Here is a 10,377-nt window from a genome sequence, read left to right as displayed (position 1 = left end):
CTGTGAAGTAACCAAGACTCTTAATAAGCCTGATCCTCAGGAATATTAAGGGCCTTGAGGGATTTCCCCAATAGGGTTTTTCATGTAAAAAAGCTGCTCTCCAGGTATTTGAGCTGGAAAAAAGCGGGAAAGAACGGGAAGCAAAAATTTCTATCATGAATGGGGGAGAACATGCTGAAGCCAGGCGTGCAACTGAAGCTACGTTCTCCGCTCTTAAGGATTCACTTCTGCATGGTGCACAAAAAACCATAGAGGCTGCTGAAGCTGAAAAGAATTCTCTCATTCTCATTATACTTGTCGTCGGAACCGGTGTTGGAATTATTTCCCTATTGGTTGCTTATATTCTGACCCGGAATATTACCAGTCCCTTAACTGAACTTATGGATGTGGCAGTGAGAATTGGACGGGGAGACAGTACTGCACGGGTGGACCTGGTTCGGAATGATGAGATCGGAGTATTAGGTAAGACGGTGAATGACATGGGAACTCACATCGCTACCATGGTAGAGGATGCACACACGCTCTCTGAAGCTGCAGTAAAAGGTGAGCTGGCATACCGGGTCAATGCTGATAAACATGAAGGAGACTTTCAAAAGATCATTGACGGTATGAATTCTACGCTTGATGCATATGTCAGACCAATGGGGATTACGGCTGAGTATATTAATGAAATGGCCCATGGAACAATCCCGCCGCTCATTACTGAACCTTTTGCCGGGTCTTTCGAAGAGATAAAAACCAACCTGAATAATCTTATCACCATTCTTAACGAAAGGAATCGTGACATTGAATTGCTTATATCCAATGGTATTGCAGGTAATCTTGATTACCGGGTAGATATCTCCAAATATACCGGATACAGCAGAGATATGTTTAGGGGAATTAATCAGATGCTGGATGCGATCATCGGACCGCTGAATATTGCTGCTGAATATGTTGAACGGATTTCATATGGGGATATTCCTGATAAGATTACCGAGGAAGCAAGGGGGGATTTCTCACTTATCAAGAACAATCTGAATCAGTGTATTGAAGCCGTCAATCTGATGATAGCCGATGTCCGTATGCTTTCAGAAGCAGCGGTGGAAGGCAGGCTTGATATCAGGGCTGATACATCACGCCATCAGGGAGACTTTAGAAGAATTGTAGAAGAAGTGAACAAAACCCTTGACGCCGTCATTGAACCGGTGCATGAGGCAATGCGGGTATCTGGTGAATATGCTGCAGGGAATTTTACTGCCCGGGTTGATGAGAAACTCCATGTGAAAGGTGAATATGTAACCTTTAAAGAAGCCCTGAACAGGATTGGTATTGAACTGTCCAGAATGATGACGATCATGAATGATGAATTGTATCAGGGTGTGAATGTTCTCTCTGCTGCATCCACAGAGATTTTATCAGTCACTGCTCAGCTGTCTTCCAGTACCGCAGAAACTGCGTCTGCAGTCAATGAAACGTCGGCAACTGTGGAAGAGGTACGCAAAACTAGTGAGGTTACCAATCAGAAAGCAAAGGCAGTTGCTGAAAAGTCACAGGCGGTTAACCAGGTTGTGAAGAACGGACAGGCATCAGTTGAAGAGATTATGACCGGTATGAATCATATCAACCAGCAGATGGAGTCAATTGCTTCAAATGTCATTCGCCTGTCTGAACAGAGTCAGGCCATCGGTGAGATAATTGCAAGTGTTACTGATATTGCAGAACAATCAAATCTGCTTGCAGTGAATGCCTCGATTGAGGCAGCCAAGGCGGGAGAATTTGGGAAGGGATTTGGTGTCGTTGCACAGGAGATCAAAAACCTTGCTGAGCAGTCAAAACAGGCAACAACAAATATCAGAAACATTCTGACAGATATTCAACGGGGCATCAGTTCAACGGTAATCTCTACTGAGCAGGGTACCAAGACCGTTGCAACGGGTATGAAACTGACAAAGGAGGCACAGGAAGCGATTGTAGTTCTGAATCAGGGAATATCTGATGCTGCACGTGCCGGAATTCAGATAACTGCTTCAAGTCAGGAGCAGGTTGTAGTAATGGATCAGATCTCCATGGCGATGGAAAATATTCGAACTGCGGCACAAAATAATCTTGAAGTAACCAGGCAGGTGGAAAAGACCGCTCGTGATCTTCATGATCTTGGGAATAGTCTGAAAGAGATTACTGAACGGTTCAGAGTCTGAAAGAGCCATGGATCTACAGGATGAGGAGTTTCTTGCACGACTGCTCGCTACCTTTGGCGAGGAAGCAGCAGATCATGTTCAGGCGATTATTGCCGGAATACTGGTGATCGAGCAAGACCCTTCCCGATCGCAACAATCAGAGATTGAACCGGTCTATCGTGCAACCCATAGTCTGAAAGGAGCAGCCCATGCTGTTGGTCTGAAGGATATTGAGACGATCTGCCAGCATCTTGAATCGGTCTTCTCTTCTGTCAGGAAAGGTGAGATGATCCTCACGCAGAGTGAGTTTGATCTGATTCATGACGTGATAACTACTCTTGAATTACTTCTTGCCGGCGATAAAACGGTAAAAATCACGCCACTTATTCAAAAACTGAAAAAAGCAGTTCCTTCCCCGCACACTTCTCCTGTACGTGAAGTTCCACCAGCCCCCCCTCAAAAAGCAAGTATCCGGGAACCTGCAACTCCACCAGATGCCAGTCACAGTGAACCGGTTACTCCTGAACTACTCTCAGTATCTTCACCGGGAAAAGGGACAGCCGGACCGAAGATTCGGATCTCTGAAGAACGTCTGACGTCTTTGTATGAAACGGCTGATGACCTGCTTTCTTATCGCATGTCTGCGGGATCACACCTCTCTGAATTAAAATCAATTTCGCGGAGTGTGCAGACATGGAGGTGGAGCCTGAGCCGGGTTGAAGGTGATATTGCAAATCTGAAACGACAGTTCCAGGGAACAAATGATTTTTTAGACCGGCTGCTTCACTTTATTGATACCACCCGTGACATCATCGGAAGTTGTGAGACAAAGCTTGATTCAACCATAAGGGCGATGACCCAGGATCACAGTGAGATGGATTCTGCCATCACCCAGCTTATCGAAAGTATCAGGGAAGTTGTACTGGTTCCGTTTTCATCGCTGACTGATGCATATCCGAGAATGGTCCGTGATATCGCCCGTGAACAGGGGAAGAAAGTCTCTCTTAGGATAACCGGATCAGATATTGAAATAGACAGACGGATTTTGGATGGTATCAGAGATCCCATGATACATCTTATCAGAAACGCGGTAGACCATGGGATTGAACCTGAAGAGATCAGATTACGGGATGGAAAACCAGCAGAAGGGAACTTGTCAATTGAAATTGTTCATAACCGGGCTAATCAGATCTCCATTACTATTTCTGATGACGGAAAAGGCATTGATCCACAGACAGCAGTATCTGTTGCAATCAGTAAAGGATTGCTGGATGAGGAGGAGGCACAAGCCCTTACCGATAGAGAGAAAGAGCGGTTGATATTCCAGTCAGGATTTACCACATCATCACATGTCTCCACAGTATCAGGCAGAGGTCTTGGTCTTGCCATTGTACAGGAGAAGATTAATCAGGTGGGGGGTATTGTAGATGTTGAAAGTATTCCTGGCAAATCAACCCGGTTTTTCCTGACCGTTCCAATTACGCTTGCAACATTCAGAGGTATTTTAGTATATGCAGAAAACCGCCCGTTCTTTTTACCGCTCACTGATGTGGAACGGGTGATGATTCCCGATGCATCAGAGATTACCACAATTGAGGGAAGAACTGTTTTATATCTGGAGAATCAGGCAATCCCGGTTGTCTTGCTGAGCTCAGTACTTGGATTATCATCCGGCTCACCCCAGTCTGAAGATGCCCGTTCTGTGGTACTTCTCAGGACTCCAAACAGGCGTTTTGGTCTGATAGTAAACCAGATTGGCGGAGCTCAGGAGATAGTCGTCAGGGACCTTGGTCCGCAATTAAAGGACATCCGGTTTGTGAGTGGTGTTGCCATATTGAGCAATACCCTGATAGTGCCGGTTTTGCAGGTAGAAGATATTGCAGAAGAGATGCAGGGGAAGACCCGTATCGGTATATCTGAACGGGAATTACCATCTTCATTATCTGGCCGGCGAAAGATCATGGTGGTGGAGGATTCAATTACTTCGCGGATGCTGCTGAAAAATATTCTCGAAGGTGCTGGGTATGATGTTGAAACTGCAGTAGACGGCCTTGATGCGTTCACCAGACTCAAGACCCTTCCGGTTGACATTGTGGTATCAGATGTTGACATGCCACGGATGAATGGGTTTGCTCTTACTGAAAAGATACGTTCTGAAAAGAAATTATCTGATCTTCCCGTAATACTGGTTACCTCTCTTGATTCCAGGGAAGATCGGGAACATGGTATTACTGTCGGTGCAAATGCGTATATCATAAAATCCAGTTTTGACCAGGGGAACCTTCTTGAAGTGATTACCAGACTTATAGGAGCTGGCAGATGATTCGGGTACTGCTGGTGGATGATTCACCGGTAACTCTTATGGTACTTCAGAGTATATTGGAGAAGGAACCGGATATTTCTGTTATAGGTCAAGCAAAGAATGGAAAGGAAGCGATCATTCTAGCCTCCCGTCTTACCCCTGATATTATCACTATGGATATCAATATGCCGGACCTTGATGGGTTCGCAACTACCAGACAGATCATGGAACGGACACCTGTTCCTATCATCATCGTCAGCGGTATTGATAATCTTGAAGAGATTCGGGCTTCATTCAGAGCAGTTGAAGCAGGAGCCCTGGCAGTTTTTAGAAAACCTCCTGCATTTGGATATCATGGCTATGAAGAGGCAGCTTCTGAATTTGTGAATGCTATTCGTACGTATTCTGAAGTGAAAGTAATTCGAAGGCGATTCAATCATCTGAATGTTCCAAAGCAAGACATCAGTACTATTCAGATTCCATTTCAGATTCACCAGGATATTCGGGTCGTTGTGATTGGTGCTTCAACCGGCGGGCCACAGGTCATTCAGGAGATTATTCGTAATCTCCCTCTTGGATTCCCGCTGCCATTGGTTCTGGTCCAGCATATGTCCCCCGGCTTTATAGAGGGTCTGGCATTGTGGCTGACTGAATCAACCGGTTTTCCAGTCAGTATTGCAAGAGATGGGGAGATATTACAACCGGGAATATTATATGTTGCACCTGACGGGAAACATACCGGTATAACATCAGATCTCAGGTTTTCATTCTCAATAAGCCCTCCTGAGCATAATCTGCGACCATCAGTTTCTTATTTATTCAGATCTGCTGCAAAAAATCTTGGATCACATGTACTCGGCATTCTTCTTTCGGGAATGGGGTCAGACGGTGCAGAAGAACTTCTCCAGATCAGGCAGAATGGCGGGTGCACCATCATCCAGGACCGGGATAGTTCATTTGTGTACGGTATGCCTGGTGCGGCAGAGATGCTGAACGCCGGTATGTTCTCTCTTCCTCCTGTCGAAATTGCCCGGTTTTTACGATCACTGTCTGAACGGAGGCAATTGTGACAGCATCACAGAAGTGCCGGGTGCTTATCGTGGAAGACAGTAAGACTCAGGCTGACATAATTAGGCACTATCTTACTCAGGAAGGGTATGAGGCGGAATGGGTTGAATCCCCGGCATCTGCATTTCTGGTTCTTGATCATACACCCTTTGATCTGATTCTCACCGATATTGTCATGCCAGGGATGGATGGATATACCTTCTGTCATCTGCTCAGAAAAGATCCCAGATTCTCTCAAATCCCAATTATTTTTGTCACTCAGCTATCTGATCCGACTGATATTATCAGAGGTCTTTGTTGTGGCGCCAATAATTTTATTATTAAACCGGTCCGAAGGGACCAGTTGATCAGGGAAATATCTCTTGTTGCACAAAGACCGAATCATCCCGCTTCAACCAGGTCGGATTCTGATCGGATATCATTTGTTTATGACGGGCATGAGTATCTCATCAGTTCATCACGGGAGGATCTGCTCTGCATTCTTATGTCAATTTATCAGACTGCAGCATTAAAAAATTCAGAACTGGAACAAACCACCAGGGAACTGAATGATTTCACCTCACATCTTGAAGAGCTGGTGGAAGAAAGAACACAGGCATTATCAGTGACCAACGAGATTGTTGAACATCTTCTGATGCAGAGAACAGAACTCATAACCCGGATCGGTCATGATTTAAAAACCCCCCTGACTCCGTTGTACGCATTTTTACCCTATTTGTATCAGAAGGAATCAGATGAAGAGAAAAAAGAGATTCTCTCTCTCCTGGTGAAAGATGTCACCGTTCTGAAACATCTGGTTGACCGGATACTCAAACTGTCACACATCACCCTTGATTCATTCTCTGACATGAAAAGCAGTGCAGATATTCATTTAATCTCACTTGAGGTATTAGGAAATCATTCATATCTGTTGGATCAAAAAGAGATAACAGTAAAAAATTTTATCCGTCCGAGGACCTGTATCCGGATGTCTCATTTTCACGCGATGACAGTTATGGAAAATTTGATCTCAAATGCAATCATGTATAATAAAGATAAGGGTAGTATTACCCTTACCTGCGAACATGAAACAAAACAGCAGGTTCTCAGCATTCAGGATACCGGAATAGGACTTACACAGGATCAGATTGGCAGGGTTTTTGATGATTTTTACAAAGCCGATGAATCACGACATGACCATTCAGTTCATGGTCTTGGTCTTGCAATAGTAAAGCGTATCATTGCATTATACGGAGGAACAGTATCTGTAAAGAGCCCGGGACCCGGGTGTGGCTCAACATTTCAGGTCTTCCTGCCTGATACTGATACCGTATCAGAATCTCCTCCTGTCCAAGAAGGAGGTCATCATGGCTGATATTCAAAATGAAACGGTTTCAATTCTCATTGCTGAGGATAGTAAGACTCAGGCTGAAATATTACGTCATCTGCTTGATAAAGCAGGATATATAGTCAGAGTGGCATATAACGGCCGGCAAGCACTGGAGGAGATACAAAGGGAACTCCCGACTCTGGTCCTGACTGATGTTATGATGCCTGAAATGAACGGGTATGAATTATGTAAGACATTAAAGGCCGATCCAGTGACCAGGAATATCCCCGTAATTCTGGTGACCCAGCTCTTTGATCCAAGGGATGTGCTTTCCGGACTTGAATGTGGAGCTGATAATTTTATCATTAAGCCATATGAGGCGGCATATCTTCTTGACCGTATTAAGGTCATTCTGGCTAATAGGACTATCAATCAGGATGATTCTGTTGAACCCGGGGTATCGGTCTTTTTTTCAGGAAGTACTCATGTTATCACTTCGAACCGTCAGAAGATTCTGAATATCCTTCTATCTACCTATGAGATTGCAATATCTAAAAATAATGAGTTGAATGAGGCGAAAGACAGACTTGCTTCTGTAAATGATCAACTCAGCGATGCGAATAATGAACTTCTCAGGATTAATGATGATCTGAAAAATGAGATATCAGAACGTAAACGTGTTGAGTTATCGCTCTCACAGGCCAATAAAAAACTCGGGCTTCTCTCATCCATCACCCGTCATGATATGAAGAATACCATGATGGCTCTTCTTTCATATAATGAACTTGCGAAAATGGACAGCCCGGATCCTCACTTTCAGGAATATCTGGAACGAGAAGGTCAGCTGCTCTCCAGATTATCTGCCCAGATCGAGTTTACCAGACTGTATGAAGAACTTGGGGTGAAAGGGGCGGTCTGGATTCAGCTTCAAGATTTGATTCATAAAATGAGTGTATCATTCACCCAGATCGCAGTGATCGTTGAGCCGGATGTGAATCAGTACGAAATTTTTGTTGATCCCCTCATTGAAAAGGTTTTCTATAATCTCTTTGATAATGCACTCCGGCATGGTGAGCATGTTACCACGATTCACATAAGTGCATGTGAGAAAGAGGGTATTTTGGAACTAAAAATTGCTGATGATGGAGCCGGCGTTGCTGATGGGGATAAAGAACAGATTTTCGGGCGCGGTTATGGAAAAAATACCGGGCTTGGACTATTCCTTGTTCGGGAAATCCTGTCAATAACCGATATTTCAATCATTGAAAATGGAAAACAGGGAGAAGGGGCCTGTTTTGTTTTGAGTGTTCCGAAGGTTCATTTTCGAAAACTCTCTTAATCTTGTGGATCAAATAAATATCCTCATTTCATGAACAAAAAGTACTGTAATACTGATCTTCATGGTACCAGGTAAAGATGTAGAATCGGTTGAGATTACTGACCGTGATGCAGACTGGCACCGGTTTCTCAAGACACGATATAAAAAAGAACTCGATGAATTGTCCCGTGAATATCCTTACAAACGCTCGCTCTATATAAATTATCGCGACATTGAGAGTTTTGGTAAGACCGGGACTGAACTTGCAGACGAACTTTTGGAAAACCCTGGGAAAGTAATAGGAGATATCAAAGATGCAATCCGAACCCATCGTCTCGTAAAAACAAGAAAAAAAGATGAGCAGCCAGATATTAATGTCAGATTTATCAATCTCCCGAGGAAGATTGCAATCAGGGAAATCCGTTCTGATCATATCGGCAAGTTCATTAGTGTTGAGGGAATTCTCCGGAAAACGACCGAAGTAAGACCTCGAATCACTCTGGCTGTATTCCGATGTCCTGCCGGTCATCGTACCGTCAAAGCTCAGTCATATGGTCCCTTTGTAGAGCCGGACGGGTGTCAGGCAGATGGATGTACTCAGAAGAAGCTTGAACTCATTCCAAGGTTTTCACGATTTGTAGACTCTCAGAAACTTCGAATTCAGGAGTCACCTGAGGGACTTCGTGGCGGTGAACAACCGCAGACCATAGATCTTGATGTGATTGATGATATCTGTGGCACTTCTGCACCTGGTGACCGGATAGTTGTCAATGGAATCCTCCGCTCGATTCAACGGAATTCGTACGGAACAAAATCCACGATATTTGATATCTATGTGGAATGTAACTCCATTGAAGTAGCTGAAAAAGAGTTTGAAGAGGTGAACATCAGTGAGGAGGATGAGAAGGAGATCATCGCCCTTTCCAAAGACCCAAATATCTATCGGAAGATTGCACACTCCATTGCTCCTACTATTTATGGGGTGGATGATGTCAAGGATGCAATCGCTCTTCAGCTCTTTGGAGGAATTGCAAAGGAGATGCCGGATGGGAGCAGGCTTCGTGGTGATATTCATGTCCTTTTAATTGGTGATCCTGGTATTGCAAAGTCCCAGATGCTCAGATATGTTGTACGGCTCTCTCCCCGGGCAATATACACCTCCGGCCAGTCAACAACATCAGCAGGTCTTACTGCCACTGCAGTGAAAGATGAGTTTGGAGACGGTCGATGGACCCTTGAAGCCGGTGCTCTAGTCCTGGCAGATATGGGTGTGGCCTGTGTTGATGAGATGGACAAGATGGATAAGCATGACCGGAGTGCTCTTCATGAAGCGATGGAACAGCAGTCTATCTCGGTTGCAAAGGCTGGCATTACGGCAACGTTAAAATCACGATGTGCCCTTCTTGGTGCAGCAAACCCAAAGTATGGAAGGTTTGATGATTTTGTTCCCATAGGGGATCAGATCAATATGCCTCCTTCCCTACTGTCACGATTTGATCTCCTCTTTGTCCTTACAGACAAACCTGAACATGAGCGTGATCTGGCAATAGCAGAGCATATCATCAAGGCTCATAGTGTCGGAGAACTTATCGCACAGCACAACCGTGAACCAATCCCCGGTGTGGATGAAGAGTACATCACCGAGCAGCTAAAACCGGTCACTCCGGAGATCGATCCGGCAATGTTCAGGAAGTATGTGGCTTATGCGAAACGAAGCTGCTTTCCCCGGCTATCAGACGAAGCACGCGAGACATTGATTGCATACTACATGAAACTTCGAGACCTTGCGGATGCGAATAAACCGGTTCCGGTTACTGCACGGCAGCTTGAGGCAATTGTCAGGCTGGCAGAGGCATCAGCCAGAATCAGGCTTTCTTCTGTTATAGAAAAGAGTGATGCTGACCGTGTCATTACCATTATCGATACTTGTCTGAGGCAGGTAGCATATGATCCCTCAAGTGGTTCGTTTGATATTGATATGCTCGCAACCGGTGTTTCTAAGAGTAAACGTGATCTTATCAGAAATATTAAGCAGGCAATACGGGATATTGCAGATGAGAATGGCAGAGCTCATAAACCTGATGTGATAGAAATCGTCCGTCAGCAGGGATTTGACCGTGATGAGGTGGAACGCCAGCTTACTGCGATGCTTCGTTCCGGTGAAGCAATGGAGCCAAAACACGATGTGGTTAAACTTATATAATCCCTTTTGATGGGAATC

General features: G+C 44.7%; 6 protein-coding genes. All 6 read left to right on the top strand.

Going from position 1 to position 10,377, the window contains the following annotated elements; genetic code table 11:
- The first annotated feature begins 155 nt into the window (after positions 1-155).
- The 6 genes from LDL35_RS06240 to LDL35_RS06215 all read left to right on the top strand — a co-directional run bounded on the left by LDL35_RS06240 (position 156) and on the right by LDL35_RS06215 (position 10,359).
- Positions 156-2,180, top strand: a complete 2,025-nt coding sequence (locus LDL35_RS06240; RefSeq protein WP_304020518.1) for a methyl-accepting chemotaxis protein — start codon at positions 156-158, stop codon at positions 2,178-2,180.
- Between the two features lie 7 nt (positions 2,181-2,187).
- A complete protein-coding gene (locus LDL35_RS06235; protein WP_304020515.1) occupies positions 2,188-4,482 on the top strand; it encodes a response regulator in 2,295 nt (764 codons plus the stop codon).
- The gene (cheB, locus tag LDL35_RS06230) at positions 4,479-5,531 is read left to right on the top strand and encodes a chemotaxis-specific protein-glutamate methyltransferase CheB (RefSeq protein ID WP_304020513.1); all 1,053 of its coding nucleotides are present in this window, start codon (positions 4,479-4,481) and stop codon (positions 5,529-5,531) included. Before LDL35_RS06235 ends, cheB begins: the two co-directional genes overlap by 4 nt.
- Positions 5,528-6,883: a hybrid sensor histidine kinase/response regulator gene (locus LDL35_RS06225; RefSeq protein ID WP_304020510.1), complete on the top strand. Its 1,356-nt coding sequence runs from the start codon at positions 5,528-5,530 to the stop codon at positions 6,881-6,883. Before cheB ends, LDL35_RS06225 begins: the two co-directional genes overlap by 4 nt.
- Positions 6,876-8,177: a hybrid sensor histidine kinase/response regulator gene (locus LDL35_RS06220; RefSeq protein ID WP_304020507.1), complete on the top strand. Its 1,302-nt coding sequence runs from the start codon at positions 6,876-6,878 to the stop codon at positions 8,175-8,177. The genes LDL35_RS06225 and LDL35_RS06220 overlap by 8 nt, the downstream gene beginning before the upstream one ends.
- Positions 8,178-8,238: 61 nt before the next feature.
- Complete coding sequence (locus LDL35_RS06215) at positions 8,239-10,359, top strand: minichromosome maintenance protein MCM (protein ID WP_304020504.1); 2,121 nt, start codon at positions 8,239-8,241, stop codon at positions 10,357-10,359.
- Positions 10,360-10,377: the final 18 nt, after the last annotated feature.

The sequence above is a fragment of the Methanospirillum hungatei genome, assembly GCF_020216685.1.
Taxonomy (GTDB): Archaea; Halobacteriota; Methanomicrobia; order Methanomicrobiales; family Methanospirillaceae; genus Methanospirillum; species Methanospirillum hungatei_B.
This window is presented reverse-complemented; position numbering and strand designations above follow the sequence as displayed.

Bases quoted from the DNA above. Each gene is read 5' to 3' on its own strand.
- LDL35_RS06240 (WP_304020518.1), top strand. From the start codon at position 156: ATGAATGGGGGAGAACATGCTGAAGCCAGGCGTGCAACTGAAGCTACG.
- LDL35_RS06235 (WP_304020515.1), top strand. From the start codon at position 2,188: ATGGATCTACAGGATGAGGAGTTTCTTGCACGACTGCTCGCTACCTTT.
- cheB (WP_304020513.1), top strand. From the start codon at position 4,479: ATGATTCGGGTACTGCTGGTGGATGATTCACCGGTAACTCTTATGGTA.
- LDL35_RS06220 (WP_304020507.1), top strand. From the start codon at position 6,876: ATGGCTGATATTCAAAATGAAACGGTTTCAATTCTCATTGCTGAGGAT.
- LDL35_RS06215 (WP_304020504.1), top strand. From the start codon at position 8,239: ATGGTACCAGGTAAAGATGTAGAATCGGTTGAGATTACTGACCGTGAT.